Origin of the sequence: Nonomuraea roseoviolacea subsp. carminata, from assembly GCF_024172185.1 — a bacterium.
GTDB lineage: Bacteria > Actinomycetota > Actinomycetes > Streptosporangiales > Streptosporangiaceae > Nonomuraea > Nonomuraea roseoviolacea.
Map to the genome: position 1 here is coordinate 3164361 of NZ_JAMZEC010000001.1, position 15359 is coordinate 3179719.

Annotated in this window: 16 protein-coding genes; 6 read left to right on the forward strand and 10 right to left on the reverse strand. The window is 72.1% G+C overall.

Annotated features, from left to right (window positions below; genetic code table 11):
* Window positions 1-11: 11 nt before the first annotated feature.
* Window positions 12-671 carry an ABC transporter ATP-binding protein gene (locus HD595_RS14650; protein WP_253781165.1) on the forward strand — a complete coding sequence of 220 codons (660 nt, stop codon included), beginning with the start codon at window positions 12-14 and terminating at the stop codon, window positions 669-671.
* Window positions 672-719: 48 nt separating this feature from the next.
* On the forward strand, window positions 720-1898 hold the full coding sequence (locus HD595_RS14655) for an ABC transporter permease (protein WP_253769337.1): 1179 nt from the start codon (window positions 720-722) through the stop codon (window positions 1896-1898).
* 13 nt (window positions 1899-1911) lie between these two features.
* On the opposite strand, the gene HD595_RS14660 is transcribed toward HD595_RS14655, so the two are convergent.
* From HD595_RS14660 to HD595_RS14685, 6 genes are all read right to left on the reverse strand, one after another.
* Window positions 1912-2541 (reverse strand): bifunctional DNA primase/polymerase, encoded by a 630-nt coding sequence (locus HD595_RS14660; protein WP_253769339.1) that lies wholly within the window; start codon window positions 2539-2541, stop codon window positions 1912-1914.
* Window positions 2542-2679: 138 nt separating this feature from the next.
* Window positions 2680-3663, reverse strand: a complete 984-nt coding sequence (gene hemB, locus HD595_RS14665; protein WP_253769341.1) for a porphobilinogen synthase — start codon at window positions 3661-3663, stop codon at window positions 2680-2682.
* Window positions 3660-5204 (reverse strand): bifunctional uroporphyrinogen-III C-methyltransferase/uroporphyrinogen-III synthase, encoded by a 1545-nt coding sequence (locus HD595_RS14670; RefSeq protein WP_253769343.1) that lies wholly within the window; start codon window positions 5202-5204, stop codon window positions 3660-3662. The genes hemB and HD595_RS14670 overlap by 4 nt, the downstream gene beginning before the upstream one ends.
* Window positions 5201-6106 (reverse strand): hydroxymethylbilane synthase, encoded by a 906-nt coding sequence (hemC, locus tag HD595_RS14675; RefSeq protein WP_308211144.1) that lies wholly within the window; start codon window positions 6104-6106, stop codon window positions 5201-5203. Before hemC ends, HD595_RS14670 begins: the two co-directional genes overlap by 4 nt.
* Window positions 6103-7359: a glutamyl-tRNA reductase gene (locus HD595_RS14680; protein ID WP_253769345.1), complete on the reverse strand. Its 1257-nt coding sequence runs from the start codon at window positions 7357-7359 to the stop codon at window positions 6103-6105. The genes hemC and HD595_RS14680 overlap by 4 nt, the downstream gene beginning before the upstream one ends.
* Window positions 7356-8033 carry a redox-sensing transcriptional repressor Rex gene (locus HD595_RS14685; RefSeq protein ID WP_253769347.1) on the reverse strand — a complete coding sequence of 226 codons (678 nt, stop codon included), beginning with the start codon at window positions 8031-8033 and terminating at the stop codon, window positions 7356-7358. Before HD595_RS14685 ends, HD595_RS14680 begins: the two co-directional genes overlap by 4 nt.
* Before the next feature lie 124 nt (window positions 8034-8157).
* On the opposite strand from HD595_RS14685, the gene HD595_RS14690 reads away from it, so the two are divergent.
* Window positions 8158-8391: a glutaredoxin family protein gene (locus HD595_RS14690; RefSeq protein WP_253769349.1), complete on the forward strand. Its 234-nt coding sequence runs from the start codon at window positions 8158-8160 to the stop codon at window positions 8389-8391.
* Window positions 8392-8451: 60 nt separating this feature from the next.
* Here the strand turns inward: HD595_RS14690 and HD595_RS14695 are convergent, their stop codons facing one another.
* A complete protein-coding gene (locus HD595_RS14695) occupies window positions 8452-10263 on the reverse strand; it encodes an antibiotic biosynthesis monooxygenase (RefSeq protein WP_253769351.1) in 1812 nt (603 codons plus the stop codon).
* 179 nt (window positions 10264-10442) lie between these two features.
* On the opposite strand from HD595_RS14695, the gene HD595_RS14700 reads away from it, so the two are divergent.
* From HD595_RS14700 to HD595_RS14710, 3 genes are all read left to right on the forward strand, one after another.
* Entirely contained in the window at window positions 10443-11081 is a 639-nt protein-coding gene (locus tag HD595_RS14700) for a sigma-70 family RNA polymerase sigma factor (protein WP_253769353.1), read from the forward strand.
* 105 nt (window positions 11082-11186) lie between these two features.
* Complete coding sequence (locus HD595_RS14705) at window positions 11187-11915, forward strand: DUF5667 domain-containing protein (RefSeq protein ID WP_253769356.1); 729 nt, start codon at window positions 11187-11189, stop codon at window positions 11913-11915.
* A gap of 10 nt (window positions 11916-11925) precedes the next feature.
* Window positions 11926-12801 (forward strand): HAD family hydrolase, encoded by an 876-nt coding sequence (locus HD595_RS14710; protein ID WP_253769358.1) that lies wholly within the window; start codon window positions 11926-11928, stop codon window positions 12799-12801.
* 67 nt (window positions 12802-12868) lie between these two features.
* Here the strand turns inward: HD595_RS14710 and HD595_RS14715 are convergent, their stop codons facing one another.
* The 3 genes from HD595_RS14715 to HD595_RS14725 form a co-directional block, all read right to left on the reverse strand.
* On the reverse strand, window positions 12869-13858 hold the full coding sequence (locus HD595_RS14715; protein ID WP_253769359.1) for an LCP family protein: 990 nt from the start codon (window positions 13856-13858) through the stop codon (window positions 12869-12871).
* Between the two features lie 2 nt (window positions 13859-13860).
* The gene (locus HD595_RS14720; RefSeq protein ID WP_253769361.1) at window positions 13861-14445 is read right to left on the reverse strand and encodes an RNA polymerase sigma factor; all 585 of its coding nucleotides are present in this window, start codon (window positions 14443-14445) and stop codon (window positions 13861-13863) included.
* 90 nt (window positions 14446-14535) lie between these two features.
* Window positions 14536-15330 carry an SDR family NAD(P)-dependent oxidoreductase gene (locus HD595_RS14725; RefSeq protein ID WP_253769363.1) on the reverse strand — a complete coding sequence of 265 codons (795 nt, stop codon included), beginning with the start codon at window positions 15328-15330 and terminating at the stop codon, window positions 14536-14538.
* Window positions 15331-15359 lie beyond the last annotated feature (29 nt).

A 15359-nucleotide genomic window follows, 5' to 3' on the forward strand; every position in this document is an offset into this window, starting at 1 on the left:
GGCGCCCCGTCATCGAGCTCGCGGACGTGTGCCGGGACTTCCCCTCCCAGCCTCCCGTCCGCGCCCTGGCGCACGTCTCCCTCCAGGTGGGCCGGGGCGACTACCTGGCGATCGTCGGCCCCTCCGGGTCGGGCAAGTCCACGCTGCTCAACGTGCTGGGCCTGCTCGACCGGCCCACCTCGGGCCACTACCGGCTGGACGGCACGGAGACCACGACGCTGCGCGAGAAGCACCGGACCCGGCTGCGCGGCGAGCGCATCGGCTTCGTCTTCCAGTCGTTCCACCTGCTGCCGCACCGCAGCGTCGTGGAGAACGTCATGCTCGCCGAGATCTACACCGCGCAGCCGCGGGCGGGGCGGCGCGGGCGGGCCCTGGCGGCGCTGGAACGCGTCGGCCTCACGCACCGGGTGGACTTCCCGCCCGGCCGGCTGTCCGGCGGCGAGCGCCAGCGCGCGGCCATCGCCAGGGCCCTGCTGGGCGGTCCGTCGCTGCTGCTGTGCGACGAGCCGACGGGCAACCTCGACAGCCGCAACACCGAGGCCGTGCTGGGCCTGTTCGACGAGCTGCGGGCGCAGGGCATGACGATCGTGGTCATCACGCACGAGCAGGAGGTCAGCGAACGCGCCGGGCGGCGGGTCCGGATCACCGACGGCACGCTGCTGGAGGAGTGATGGACGCTCATCGTCAGCTCGGCATCGTCAGCTCGGCGAGGAGGAGTGATGGACGTACGCGACCTGATCGGTGAGGCCGTCGCGGGCATGCTCGCCAGGCCCGTACGCTCGGCGCTCACCACGCTCGGCACCGTGCTCGGCATCACCACGCTCGTCGTCACGCTCGGCGTGGCCGCCACCGCCGGCAACCAGATCGTCGGCCGCTTCGACGAACTGGTGGCCACGGCCATCACGGTCGAGGTGCCGGAGACCGAGCACGTCCCGCTGGTGGAGTGGGACGCGGTCGACCGGGTGACCCGCCTGCGCGGCGTGGTCTCCGCCGCCGCGCTGGCCGAGGACAAGGACCAAGCCAACCTGTCCGTACGCTCCAACGACCTCGTGGACCCAGCCCGGGTCACCACGCAGCGCCTGACCGTGCTGGCCGCCTCTACCGGGCTGCCCGAGGCGGTCCGCGGCCGGATGGTGCTGGGCAGGTTCTACGACGCCGGGCACGTCAGGCGCGGCGACCGGGTCGCGGTCATCGGCGACGAGGCGGCCAGGATGCTCGGCGTCACCCGGCTCGACGCCGCGCCCGCGATCTTCATCGCCGGGCGCGCGTACACGGTCATCGGCGTCCTCGGCGACGTGCGCCGCGAGCGGAACCTCCGCTCGGCCGTGTTCGTGCCGCCCACCGCGGGCCGCCGGTTCGGGTTGCGCGACGTGTCGAGGGTGCTGGTGAACACCGACCTGGGCGCCGCCGAACTCATCGCCCGGCAGGCGCCGGCGGCGCTCAGCCCGGGCAACGGCGACATGCTCCAGGTGGTCGCGCCGCCCAGCCCGACCAGGGCCAGGGACCAGGCGCAGGAGGACGTGAACGCGCTGTTCCTCATCCTCGGCCTGGTGTCGCTGCTCGTCGGCGCGGTCGGCATCGCCAACGTCACGCTCGTCACGGTCATGGAGCGGGTCGCGGAGATCGGCCTGCGCCGCTCGCTCGGCGCGGCCCGGCGGCACGTCGCGGCCCAGTTCCTGCTGGAGTCGACGCTGATCGGGCTGACCGGCGGGGTCGTCGGGGCGAGCGTGGGCGTGGTCGCGGTCGTCGCTGTCTCGGCGGCCAAGGAGTGGACGCCGCTCCTGGACGTGCGGCTGGCCGTCGCGGCACCGGTGGCGGGCGCCCTGGTGGGCCTGCTGGCGGGGCTCTACCCCGCGATGCGGGCGGCCCGGATGGAGCCGGTGGACGCGCTCAGATAGTCACCGGGGGGCCTCAGTCGGCCAGGAACTCCAGCACGCGCAGCGGGTCGGGCAGCGGCCGGCCGTCCGGCGGGCGCAGCCACGACACGGACTGCCCGCTGGGCAGCAGCGACGGCGGCGCGAGGACGTAACTGTCGCGGCAGTGCCAGCGCAGCCCCGGCGTGTCGTCGATCGTCGCCGGGTCGCAGTCGAGATGGCAGGACCACCACTCGTCCTCGTCGTCGGGGTTGCCGCGGGTGGCCACATAGAACAGGACCCGGTCGCCGTTCGCGGCGACCGGGCCCGAGTGCGCCTGCGCGCCGTCGATCCGGGACAGGGCCGTGAGCCCCGTCGTGACCGGTACGTCGAAGACGTCGAACACCCGGCCGGTGGGCAGGATCACGTTGGCCTCGGGCTCCAGGCTCCACCAGCGGGTGAGCTGGGCGGTGTCGGTCGTGGCCTGGAGCTGCCAGGCGGGCGAGAGCGGATGCGCGCCGGGGTCGGGACAGCCGAGCCGGTCGCAGGAGCACGCCCGGGCGCCCTCTCGCAGCGGATAGGCACCCGGCACGCTCGGCCATCCCAGGGCCGCGTAGCCGAGCGCGGAGTCGATCCGGGACGGCCGCGACCGTTTTCTGGTACGCCGAGTCAGAGGTGCCCCCACCATGGTGTCTCCCGTCGCATCGTGCCTGAAGGGATCCCGGCTCCTGGCCTGGCTTCACGACAAGGGCTCACGCGGGACACACCAGCACTAGTCGTCACAGTTTATCGCACTGGCCACACGACACGGCGGAAAACCCCCACGTTAGAGACGGCGCGCCACCTCGGTCGCCCAGTAGGTGAGGATGAGGTCGGCGCCCGCCCGCTTGATCGACACGAGCGATTCCATGATCATCTTGTCGCGGTCGATCCAGCCGTTGGCCGCGGCCGCCTCGACCATCGCGTACTCACCGCTCACCTGGTAGGCCGCCACCGGCACGTCCACCTCGTCGCGGAAGCGCCTGATGACGTCCAGATAGGCCAGGGCGGGCTTGACCATGACGGCGTCGGCCCCCTCGGCCAGGTCGAGCCGCGCCTCGCGCAGCGCCTCCTCCAGCGGCCCCGCGGGGTCCTGCTGGTGGGTGCTGCGGTCGCCGAACTGCGGCGCGCACTCCGCGGCGTCACGGAACGGGCCGAAGAACGACGAGGCGTACTTCGCGGTGTAGGCGAGGATCGGCAGCTCGGCGAACCCGTCGGCGTCGAGCGCCGCGCGGATCGCGCCGACCTGGCCGTCCATCATGCCGCTCGGCGCGACCATCTGCGCCCCGGCGCGCGCCTGGGCCACCGCGACGGAGGCGTAGCGCTCCAGAGTGGCGTCGTTGTCGACGTCGCCGGACTCGGTCAGGATGCCGCAGTGGCCGTGGTCGGTGAACTCGTCGAGGCACGTGTCGGCCATCACCACGAGGGCGTCGCCCACGTCGGAGGCGACGTCGCGCAGCGCCACCTGCAGGATGCCGTCGGGGTCGTCCGCGGCCGAGCCGCGCGCGTCCTTGACGGCCGGGATGCCGAACAGGATCACGCCGCCCACGCCGGCCTCGGCCGCCTCGTGGACGGCCTTGCGCAGCGAGTCGCGGCTGTGCTGGAACACCCCGGGCATCGACGCGACCGGCGCCGGCTCGTCGATGCCCTCCTTGACGAACAGCGGCAGGATGAGGTCGGCGGGGTGCAGCCTCGTGGCGGCCACCAGCCGCCGGAGGGCGGGAGTGCGCCGCAGCCTGCGGGGGCGGGCTGTCGGGAACTCGGCACTCACTTGGCTCTCCTCCTGGCTCCTCGGCGGTTCTGGGACGGCCGCCGCGGCGTCTCGCCGGCGGCCAGCGCGGCCGAACGCTGTTTGGCGCCGTACTCGGCCAGGGCGGCCGCGAGGGCCGAGGCCGAGGGCTTGTCGGCCATCACGTCGACGCGCAGGCCGAACTCCTCGGCCGTGCTCGCCGTCTGCGGCCCGATGACCGCGATGACCGTGACGTTGTGCGGCTTGCCGGCGATGCCGACGAGGTTGCGCACCGTGGACGACGACGTGAACAGCACGGCGTCGAAGCCGCCGCCCTTGATGGCCTCGCGGATCGGCGCGGGAGGCGGCGCCGCCCGCACGGTCCGGTACGCGGTGACGTCGTCGCACTCCCAGCCCAGCTCGGTCAGGCCGGCCACCAGCGTGTCGGTGGAGATGTCGGCGCGCGGCAGCAGCACGCGGTTGATCGGGTCGAGCATGGAGTCGTACGGCGGCCACTCGGCCACCAGGCCCTCCGACGACTGCTCGCCCGAGGGCAGCAGGTCGGGCTTGACGCCGAACTCCACCAGCGCCCGAGCGGTGGCGTCGCCCACGGCGGCCACCTTGAGCCCGGCGAAGGCCCGCGCGTCGAGCCCGTACTCCTCGAACTTCTCGCGCACCGCCTTGACGGCGTTGGCGCTGGTGAAGGCCACCCACTCGTAGCGGCCGGTGACCAGGCCCTTGATGGCGCGGTCCATCTGCTGCGGCGTGCGGGGCGGCTCGACCGAGATGGTCGGCACCTCCTCGGGCACCGCGCCGTAGGAGACGAGCTGCTCCGACAGGCTCCTCGACTGCTCCTTGGTACGGGGCACGAGCACCCGCCAGCCGAACAGCGGCTTGGTCTCGAACCACGACAGCTTGTCGCGCAGCCCCACGGCGTCGCCCACGACGATGAGCGCGGGCTCGGTGAAGCCGGCGTGCTTGGTGTCGGCGTGGAGCCGGCCGAGCGTGGAGACCACGGTGTACTGCTCGGTGGTGGTGCCGCCGCTGCTGACCGCCACGGGCGTGGTGTCGGGCTTGCCGCCGGCGATGAGCGCCTTGGCGATGGGCACGGCCTCGCCGATGCCGTTGTAGATCACCAGGGTGCCCGGGCAGGCGGCGTGGGAGGACCAGTCCTGGTCCTCCGCGGCGTCCACGACGCGGAACTCGGGCACCGAGGCCGCCGGCGGGATGCCGGCGTAGGTGAGCACGGCGGTCGCGGGCGGCACGCCGGGGACGATCTCGAAGTCCACCTCCGCCGCGGAGCACGCGGCGACCTCCTCGGCGACCGAGGAGAACAGCATCGGATCGCCCTCGCACAAGCGCACGACGAACCGGCCCGCCTTGGCGTGCGTGACGAGGTCGCCCGAGGCCACCTCGACGCCTTCGCGGCAGTGTTGCAACAGCGGGCCGAACTGGTCTTCGTCGAGCACGACCAGGTCGGCCTTGCCGAGCAGCTCTGCGCCGCGGAGCGTGAGCAGGTTGGGATCGCCGGGGCCCGCGCCGACGAAGGCGACGAAGCCGGAGGCTGGACTACTGGGGCTCAATGGGAATGCTCCCCCATCAATCTGTCGGCCCCCTCGGAGATCATCTCGTCCGCGAGTGTGCGGGCGAGAGACACGGCCTCCGAGGGAGAGCCGGCGGTGGACTTGCGGACCGCCCGGCGGCCGTCGAGCGCGACGACCAGTGCGGTCAGGTTGAGAGTCTGCCCGTCATCGTGGGCGAACGCACCCACGGGAGCCGAGCAGCCCGCCTCCAGGGCGGCCAGCACCTCCCGCTCGGCCGTCACGGCGGAGCGGGTGCGCGGGTCGTCGAGGACGGCGAGGAAGTCGATCAGGTCGTCCCGGTCGGACAGGCACTCCACGGCGAGGGCGCCCTGTCCCGGGGCCGGCATCAGCTCCTCGACCTCGAAGATCTGCGCGATCTCGGAGGTCCTGCTGATCCGGGTCAGACCGGCCGAGGCGAGCACGACGGCGTCGAGCTCGCCCGAGGTGACCTTGCCGATCCGAGTGTCGGCGTTGCCGCGGATCGGGACGTACTCGAGGTCCGGCCGCATGGCGCGCAGCATGGCGACGCGGCGCGGCGAGCCGGTGCCGACCCTGGCGCCGGGCGCCAGGTCGGCGAAGCGGAGCCGGCCGACCAGCGCGTCGCGATGGTCGTGCCGGGCGGGGATCGCGGCCAGCGTCACCCGCGGGTCCTGCTTGGTGGGCAGGTCCTTGAGCGAGTGGACGGCGAAGTCGATCTCGCCCTCCATGAGCTTGTCGCGCAGCGCGCTGACGAACACGCCCGTGCCGCCGAGCTGCGCGAGGTGGGCCTTGCTGACGTCGCCGAACGTGGTGACGCCGACGAGCTCGACGGCCCGGCCGGTGCGCGCTGTGTACGCGTCGGCGACCATCTGGGACTGCGTGGTGGCCATCAGGCTGCGCCGGGTCCCCAGTCGCAACGTCACAGCTCCACCTCCCTCACGGCCTCGGGCATCGACGGATCGAGATCGAACAGCTCCCGCAGAGCTTCGGCATAATGATCGCCTCCTGGTGAGGTGGCGAGCTGCTTGACACGCACGGTCGGCTCGTGGAGGAGCTTGTCCACGACGCGCTGCACGGTCAGGGCGACCTCGTCGCGCGTCTTGGCGTCGAGCCCGGGGATGCGCATCATGAGGCGGCCCAGCTCGGCCTCGACCACGCTCGCCGCCTTGCCGCGCAGCGCGACCACGGTCGGGGTGACCTTGGCGGCCCGCTCGGCGTCGAGGTAGGCCGTGAGCTCTTGGGAGACGAGCTCACGGACCGACCGCACGGCGTCGCCCTCACGGGAGCCGATGCCGGACTCCTGGATCGTCTCCAGGTCGACCAGCGTGACGCCGGGCACGGAGCGCACGGCGGGGTCGATGTCGTGCGGCAGCGCCAGGTCGAGCAGGAACGCGCCGCGGGTCAGCATCTCGGGCGTGACCAGGTGGTGGCCGGCGCCGGTGCAGGTGATGACGATGTCGGCCGCCGCCAGCTCTCGGGGAACCGCGGAGAACTCCACCGCCCTGCCGCCGACCGACTCGGCCAGCCGCCTGCCGCGCTCGAAGGTGCGGTTGGCGACGACGATGTCGGTGACGCCGGCGCGGGCCAGCGTGGTGGCGGCCAGCGAGCTCATCGAGCCCGCGCCGATCACCAGGGCCCGCCGGCCGGGCAGCTCGCCGGCCAGCGTCAGACCCGCGCTGACCAGGGAAGCGCCGGCCTTGTCGATGCCGGTGTCGGTGTGGGCGCGCTTGCCGACCCGCAGCGCCTGCTGCGTCAGCTCGTTGAGCACGGCGCCGACCGTGCCCTGCTTCTGGGCCAGCTTGAGCGCCTGGCGCACCTGGCCGAGGATCTGGCCCTCGCCCACCACCATCGACTCGAGGCCGCACACCACGGAGAAGAGGTGCTCGACGGCACGCTCCTCGTAGTGGACGTACAGGTGCGGCTTGAGCTCCTCCGGGGCGACGCCCGTGTGGACGCTCAGCAGGTCGCACACCGAGGTGACGGCGGCGTGGAAACGGTCGACCGCGGTGTAGACCTCGACCCGGTTGCAGGTCGAGACCACCATGGCCTCCGCCACGCACGCGTCCTGCTGCACGTCGTGCAGGAGTTTGACGAGCGCTTCGCCCGCGAGCGAGACGCGCTCCAGCATGGCCACCGGCGCTGTCCGGTGGCTGAGTCCGATCGCCAGAATGCTCACTGGCTGTCCACGGCCATCAGCGGCCCCCCAGCTTTGCGTTGCTCATGGAACGCAAGGATCTGCAATTCAATTGATAGGTCGACTTTACGGACATCGACGCCGTCCGGCACTGACAGCACGACGGGAGCGAAGTTGAGGATGCTGGTCACTCCCACCGCCACGACACGGTCGCACACTTCCTGGGCCGCCGCAGCCGGTGTCGCCAGAACCACGATGGAGACTCCGCGCCTCTTGATGACGGCCTCTAGCTCGTCGATGTGCTCCACATTCAACCCCGCGATGTCGTCGCCCACCACTTCGGGGTCGGCGTCGATCAGAGCCGCGACGCGAAAGCCCCTGGAGACGAAACCGCCGTAGTTGGCGAGCGCACGGCCGAGGTTACCGACTCCGACGATGGCCACGGCCCAGTCCTGGGTCAGGCCCAGCTCGCGGGAGATCTGGTAGACGAGGTACTCGACGTCGTAGCCGACCCCGCGGGTGCCGTACGAGCCGAGGTGGGAGAGGTCCTTGCGGAGCTTGGCCGAGTTGACCCCGGCGGCCACGGCGAGGTCCTCGGAGCTGACCGTGGCGATCGCCTTCTCCGCCATCCCGTTCAGCGCCCGCAGGTACAACGGAAGCCGGGCCACCGTGGCGTCGGGGATGCCGCGGTCACGGGGTTGGGACGGGCTCTTCACGTGCCGGAGCTCCAGGGAACGGGCGGCCGTGGGCCGCGTGGGTGGAATCGAACCGCCTTTCAGGTTAATCCTTTTGTGAACCGACGCACAAAGTCAGCCGGTTCGGGACGCTACGGTGGGGGCCATGCACAGCATCACGTTGCTCGGCCGGCCCGGCTGTCACCTCTGCGACGACGCGCGCGAGGTCATCGCGAGAGTCGCGGGAGAGCTGGGCGTGCCGTGGGAGGAGGTCGACATCGACTCCTCGGCCGAGCTGCGGGAGAAATACGGCGAGATGATTCCCGTCACACTCGTCGACGGGACCCAGCACGACTTCTGGCGCGTCTCGGAGGACCGCCTGCGCGCCGCCCTCGCCTGACCCCTGCCCGGACGCGCCTGACCCGGCCCGGGACGCCCTCGGGGGCCCCGGGCGGCGGCCTCAGAACATCGCCGTGGGCAGGGGCACCACCTTGGCGGCGTTGACGTTGAGCTCGATGACGTTGGTGGCCAGCACCATGCTCTGGCGGTCGTTGACGAACCGCTCCACGTGCGGCTGGCGCTGGTGATCGCGGTAGGCGACCTCGTCGCGGTAGAGCTCGTAGACGATGCGCTGGAGCGGGGCGGACTTCACGGCGTGGCAGGCGTAGACGAGCGTGTCGGGCTCGCCGCGGCGCACGGCCTCGACGGTCTGCTCGGCGAGCCGGTCGAACGCCTCGCCCGAGCCGTCCATGAGCGTGAAGACGGTCAGCATGCCGTAGATGCTCGGTGAGAGCTTGCCGGAGCTGGGCTGGGGCTGCGCCTGGGCCTGAGGCGGCTGCTGGGCGTGGCGCTGGGCGCCCGGTCCGCCGTGCTGGGGGCCCGGTCCGGTGTGCTGGCCGCCCGGTCCGGTGTGCTGGCCGCCGCCGAACAGCTCGGCGCCGGAGAACAGCGCGCCGGTCGCGGGGCCGCCCGGCGGCATGCCGAGGTCGCCGCGCTGGTCGCGGAGGTCGTCGCGGGACCGGCCGAAGCCCTCGGGACCACCCAGGTCGTCGCGGGAGCGGCCGAAGCCCTCGGGACCACCCAGGTCGTCGCGGGAGCGGCCGAAGCCCTCGGGGCCGCCGGGCTCGTCGGGACGGCCGAAGCCCCCGAAGTCGTCGCGGCCCCCGAAGTCGTCACGGCGGCCGAAGAAGTCGTCGTGGCGGCCGGAGTCGTCGCGCAGGTCGCCGAAGCCGGGATCGGTGCCGCCGTGCCGGCCGTTCATGATGTAGCCGGTCGAGGGGCCCTCCTCGGGCGGCGTCCCGCGCGGGCCGAAGCCCGGCTCGCGGTCGCCCGCCCGGTATTCGGCCACCAGGTCGCCCAGGCCCGTCGCGCGCCGGGACGGCCGCGTGGGCGGCGCGTCGGCCATGGAGGCCATGGCGCCCGTGGCCGGGGCGGAGCCCAGGGGCTCGGGCCGTGCGCCGGGCGGGGCGTCGAGGCCCCGCTCGCCGCCGTGCCGGGCGGCCCGGCGGCCCCCTGCGCGCCCGCCCTCGGCCCGGCCGGGGTCGGTGCCGCGGTCGCGGACGTCCGCGCCGTCGAGGCCGTCCTCGTCCTCGTCGTCCTCGTACGGGGCCAGCGGGCGCAGCACGCAGTACCAGATGCCGGCGGCGGCCACCACGAGCAGCGCGACCGTGAAGAACCCGGGCACGGCGAAGCGCATGGCGCCCAGGACGGCCAGCGAGGAGGGCACGACGACCAGCACCGCGTGCAGGTTGTCGGTGTCGTACTCGTCGCCGTTGCGCCACCGCAGCGCCGCCACGACCAGCGCTCCGAGCAGGAACGCCGTCACGACGACGTGGGCGCCGATGAGCAGGTAGTCGGGGATGAGCCCCCAGTGCCCGTTGCCGGGGGGCAGGACCTTGGACATGTCGTCGCCGCCGATGACCGGGTCGGCGAGGAGGATGACGCCCGCCACGATCGTGAACGCGACGCCGAACAGCCAGGCGGCGAACTTCGGCGGCACCTTCTCGGCCAGCAGCTGGACCAGGCCGATGGCGAGCCAGAGCGGCGCCAGCAGCGATCCGGTGAGCTGGTAGAGCTTGAACGTGACGGGGCCGAAGCCCGTCAGGTAGCCGACGCCGATCACGGCGAGTGAGAGGCAGAGCGCGACCGCCGCGACGGTCCAGGCGATCAGCCACCCCTCGACCTCCTCCCGCAACTGGCGCACGAGGGCGCCCGTGGCGATCGCGGCGAGGAGAGCACCGGCGAAGGCAATGACAGCAACGAGGATCTCCATGGTGACTCCAATGCTGCCGGACGATGCCTCCCAGCCGGTAGCCGAAGAGGGAACGGGTCGGTCCAACACGGTATCCGCCGATTACGGCAAGTCATGCCTGCTGGAGCTGGATTGTGGAATTTCGAGTTGATTTCTAGAGTGTTCGAGCACGCCGCACCCCTTACCCGTAGGGATACCGGATGCCTGACTCGTGGCCGTTCGCCGGGCTGCTTTCCCCAGCGGTCCCCGGCGCCGCCCGGACGTCCGAGCTCGCCGTACGCGAGGAGCTCCCCGACGACCTGCGCCTGCTGGTGCTGCGCGCCAAGACTGGTGACACGGAGGCTTTTGGCACGCTCTACGACCGTTACGTTGGGCTGGTCTATCGCTACATCTACTTCCGGGTGGGCTCCCATCCGCTCGCCGAGGACCTGACCAGCGAGACCTTCCTGCGCGCGTTACGCCGCATCGCCGGGTTCACCTGGCAGGGGCGCGACTTCGGGGCCTGGCTCGTGACGATCGCGCGCAACCTGGTGACCGATCACTTCAAGTCGAGCCGTTACCGGCTGGAGATCCCCACGGGAGAGGTGATCGACGTCCCGCTCGACGGGGCGCACATCCCGGAGAACGCCGTGGTCACGGCCATCATCAACGACCGGGTGCTGCGCGCGGTGCGCGAGCTCGGCCCGGAGCAGCAGGAGTGCGTGGTGCTGCGCTTCCTGCACGGTCTGTCGCTGGCCGAAACGGCGTTGATCATGGGAAAGAAGAGTGGAGCGATCAAAGCCCTGCAGTTCCGGGCGGTCAAGGCGCTGGCCCGCGCCCTCCGCCACGACCTTGCGTGATTCACGGTCTCGCCTGACCCATGACCTTGCGTAACCTCCCATCGCGTCACTTCGTTAGTCATTTGTCACCACTGGATCATTTTCGGGGGATTTCAGGGAGCTGTCATGGGTAGGTCGCGCAGATCGCGCGAACGCGTGCTGGGTCACCTCACCGAGCTGCGGGAGCTCCCGCTCGGCGGCGGGCCGAGCGACGCGTTCCGCGACCGGCTGCGCGACGAGCTCCTCGCCACCCGCGCCGACACCTCCGAGCGCCCTACGCGCGGCCCCCACGCCGGCTCCTCCCGGCGCGGCCACGGCTCACGCGCCCGCTCCTCCCGGCGCGGCGACGGCTCACGGGCGCGCTCCTCCCGGCGCCGCGTGCGCGCGCGGTCGTTGCTGTCGCAGCTCGCCACGCTGAGCCTGGCGGCCGCCATGATGCTGTCGGCCTTCGCCACGTACCGCGCGGTGCCCGGCGACCCGCTCTACCCGCTCAAGCGCGCGGCCGAGAGCACCCTCGTCCGGCTCAGCGACGACGACGTCGAGCGCGCCGAGCGCGAGCTCGACTCCGCCAAGGCCAGGGCCGAGGAGATGGCCGAGCTGCTCGGCTCCTCCCGCCAGAACGCCCCTGACAACGACACGCTCGTCGGGGAGACCCTCAAGGACATGGAGGAGTCCACCCGCTCCGGCATCACCAGGCTCGAACGCGTGCGCCCCCGCTCCCCGAAGATCAGGAGCTTCGCCCGGGACCAGCGCGACATGGTCGAGCCCATGCTGGAGCGGATGGACGGCGACGATCAGGACCAGGCGACCGGATACCTCGACTACATCGAAGGACTCGTGGCTCCGCCTGGGTAAGCTGAACGGCATGTGGCGGCTAATCCGACGACGGCACGAGGTGGAGGCGGAGATCGCCGGCGAGGCCGCGGCGGCGGCCGCCGTCACGGCGCCCCCGGCCGACCCCGACCTGGAGGCGGCGGCCTTCTTCGACGTCGACAACACGATGATGCGCGGCGCCTCGATCTACCACTTCGCCCGGGGCCTGGCGACGCGCGGCATGTTCACGACGTCCGACCTGTTCAAGTTCGCCGTCGGCCAGGCGGTGTTCCGCCTGCGTGGCAACGAGAACCCCGAGCACATCGCCGTGGCCCGCGAGACCGCCCTCGCCTTCGTCGCCGGCGCCAAGGTCGACGACGTCGTACGGCTCGGCGAGGAGATCTACGACGAGGTCATGGCCGACCGCATCTGGGGCGGCACCCGCGCGCTCGCGCAGAGCCACCTCGACGCGGGCCAGCGCGTCTGGCTGGTGACGGCCACTCCGATCGAGCTGGCCCGGGTCATCGCGCAGCGGCTCGGCCTGACCGGCGCGCTCGGCACGGTCGCCGAGACCCGCGACGGCATCTACACCGGGCGGCTGGTCGGCGACCTGCTGCACGGCCCGGCCAAGGCCGAGGCGGTGCGGGCGCTGGCCCGCCGCGAGGGCCTCGACCTGACCCGCTGCACCGCCTACAGCGACTCGGCCAACGACCTGCCCATGCTGTCGCTGGTCGGCAACGCGATGGCCATCAACCCCGACACCGAGCTGCGCGAGCACGCCAAGCAGGTCGGCTGGCCGATCAAGGACTTCCGCACCGGCCGCAAGGCCACGCTGACCGCGCTGCCCATCGCCGCGGGCGTCGGGGCGGTGGCGGGCGGCGTCGCGGCCGGCATCGCGCTGCGCCGCCACTACCGCCCCCACCTGTAGGAGCCACCGGAGCCCCGCGACGAGCCGGTCAGGAGTTACCGGAGCCCCGCGAAGAGCCGGTCAGGGGTTACCGCAGCCTCGCGAAGAGCCGGTCGGCCGCCGGCTGCTTCCAGACGATCCGGTTGGGGTCGTCCGGGCTCGGCACCCACGGCACGGTGAGGAACCTCGGCCGGCTGTCGCTCAGGGAGGTGGCGAGGTCGACCATCGTCTCCATGTCGAAGTCCTTGTCCGCTTTGATCGACTTGCCGGCGACGCCGAGGAAGGCGCTCACCTTGCCCGGGTCGGTGAGCGTCTTCTTCGCCTTGGCCATCATCGCGCGCAGAAGCACCTGCTGGCGCTTGATCCGCTGCATGTCGGAGCCGTCGCCGTAGTTGCGCAGCCGCATGTACCCGAGCGCCTGCTCACCGTTCAGGATGCTCGTGCCCGCCGGCAGCCTCAACTTGGACTTCGGGTCGTTCACAGGCTGCTTCATCGTCACCTGAACGCCGCCCAGGGCGTTCACGACCTCCTTGAAGGCGAGGAAGTCCACCTCCACCATGTGGTCGATCCGCACGTCCGTCAGGGTCTCGATCGTCTTGACCGTGCAGGTCAGCCCACCCTGGTTGAACGCCGAGTTGATCATGTCCTTCCTGGGCGGCAGTGCTCCGCACCGCGGGATCTGCACGATGGAGTCGCGCGGGATGCTCACCGCGGTGATCTCCTTGCGGTCGGCGGGCAGGTGCACCAGCAGGATCGTGTCGGTGCGCGCCCCGTTCCGGAAACGCTCCGAGCCCGCCCGGCTGTCGGTGCCCACGAGCAGCACGTTGAGCGCGCCGGTCGTCACCTTCGCCGGCCTCGCCCCGGCCGGCGGGGCGACGGTCTGGTGGCCGCGCAGCACCAGCGTGGGCACCGCCACCGCGGCCGCGGTGGCGACAGCGGCGAGGCCGGTCACCAGCAGGCCGACCCTCCTCCGGCGCGGCCTGGCCCCGGTCAGGCGGTTGCGCTGCCGCGCGAGCGAGGCGGGCGGTTCGTGCTCCAGCGCGGCGCCGAAGTCGCGCAGCAGCTTCATGTCGTCCATCGTCACGCCTCCTCGTCGAGCAGCGGGTTCGTCTCGCCGAGCGCCGCGCGCACCTTCCGCCTGCCCCGGTTGAGGCGGGAGCGCACGGTGCCGACAGGGATGCCGAGGGCCTGCGCGGTCTCCTCGTACGTGAGGTCGCCCCAGGCGATGAGCAGCAGCACGTCGCGGTCCTTGGTGGGCAGGGCGGCCAGCGCGCCGGCCAGTTCGGGCCGCGCGGCCTGGGCGGAGACGCCGGCGGCGACGCGGTCGGCGGGCGAGTCCACGCGGTCCTCGACGGGCGCCCGCAGCAGGGCGCGGTAGCGGGCCGCCTCGGTGCGGCGGTGGCGCGAGATGAGCTTGGTGAGGATGCCGAACAGCCAGGGCCGCGCGTCGGCGTAGGCCAGGTCGTAGCTTCTGCGGCGGGCGAAGGCGACGAGGAACGTCTCGCCGACGAGGTCCTCGGCGGGCTCGGGGCCGAGGCGCTTGGAGACGTACCTGTAGAGCATGGCGGAGTAGCGGTCGAACAGTTCGGCGAACGCCTCCGGCTGGGTCCAGGAGGCGCTGACGAGGTCGGCGTCAGCGCCCCTGGTAGCGGGTTGCGTGATCATCTCCGCCCTTCGGTGGGGAAGTCGGTCGGAGATGTCTCTCCACAACCCGCCATCCGGGTTCACGCGGCGGGATCCGCGGCGGGGACGACCCTACAGCTCCTTGAGGAAGCCGCCGTCGACGACGATCTCGGCGCCCGTCGTGCTGCCGGAACGCGGGGAGGCGAGCAGCGCCACCGCGTCGGCGATCTCCTGCGGGTGGACGAGGCGGCCGGTGACCATCCTCATCATCTGGGGGGCCACCGTGGAGATGACGCTGTCCTTGTCGGCGCCGGCCATCCCGGCGATGACGTCGGCCGCGCCGCCGTCCTTGGTCCACCAGTCGGTGAGCACGGCGCCGGGCAGGACGCTGTTGACCCGGATGCCCTGCGGGCCGTACTCCTCGGACAGGGCCTTGCTGACGTGGTCGAGGGCCGCCTTGGCGGCGCCGTAGTCGACGTTCATGGCCGACGGCTGCTTGCTCATGGTGGAGGAGACGTTGACGACGGCGCCGCCGCCGCGCTCCAGCATGACCGGCACCGCCGCCCGGATCATCCGGATCGCCGCGAACAGGTTGAACTCGAACATCTCCTGCCAGGCGGCGTCGTCCGGCGCCAGGAAGCCGACACGCGGCAGGGTGACGCCGGGCGGCGGGCCGCCGGCGTTGTTGACCAGGATGTCCACCCCGCCGAACTCCTCCACGGCGGCGGCCACGACCCGGGCGGGCGCCTGCGGGTCCATCAGGTCGGCGGCCACGTGGACCACCTTGTCCGGCAGGTCGTCGGTGCGGGTGCGGGAGACCGCCACGACGTGCGCGCCCTCCTCGTGCAGGGTGCGCGCGACGGCAAGGCCGATGCCCTTGGAGGCGCCGGTCACGACGGCCACACGGCCGGAAAGCTGCAGATCCACGATGTTTCCTCTGCGTCGGTGTTCTTGAC

Coding starts and splice junctions, on each gene's coding strand:
- HD595_RS14655 (WP_253769337.1), top strand. CDS start 720: ATGGACGTACGCGACCTGATCGGTGAGGCCGTCGCGGGCATGCTCGCC.
- HD595_RS14660 (WP_253769339.1), bottom strand. CDS start 2,541: ATGGTGGGGGCACCTCTGACTCGGCGTACCAGAAAACGGTCGCGGCCG.
- HD595_RS14690 (WP_253769349.1), top strand. CDS start 8,158: ATGCACAGCATCACGTTGCTCGGCCGGCCCGGCTGTCACCTCTGCGAC.
- HD595_RS14695 (WP_253769351.1), bottom strand. CDS start 10,263: ATGGAGATCCTCGTTGCTGTCATTGCCTTCGCCGGTGCTCTCCTCGCC.
- HD595_RS14700 (WP_253769353.1), top strand. CDS start 10,443: ATGCCTGACTCGTGGCCGTTCGCCGGGCTGCTTTCCCCAGCGGTCCCC.
- HD595_RS14705 (WP_253769356.1), top strand. CDS start 11,187: ATGGGTAGGTCGCGCAGATCGCGCGAACGCGTGCTGGGTCACCTCACC.
- HD595_RS14710 (WP_253769358.1), top strand. CDS start 11,926: ATGTGGCGGCTAATCCGACGACGGCACGAGGTGGAGGCGGAGATCGCC.
- HD595_RS14715 (WP_253769359.1), bottom strand. CDS start 13,858: ATGGACGACATGAAGCTGCTGCGCGACTTCGGCGCCGCGCTGGAGCAC.
- HD595_RS14720 (WP_253769361.1), bottom strand. CDS start 14,445: ATGATCACGCAACCCGCTACCAGGGGCGCTGACGCCGACCTCGTCAGC.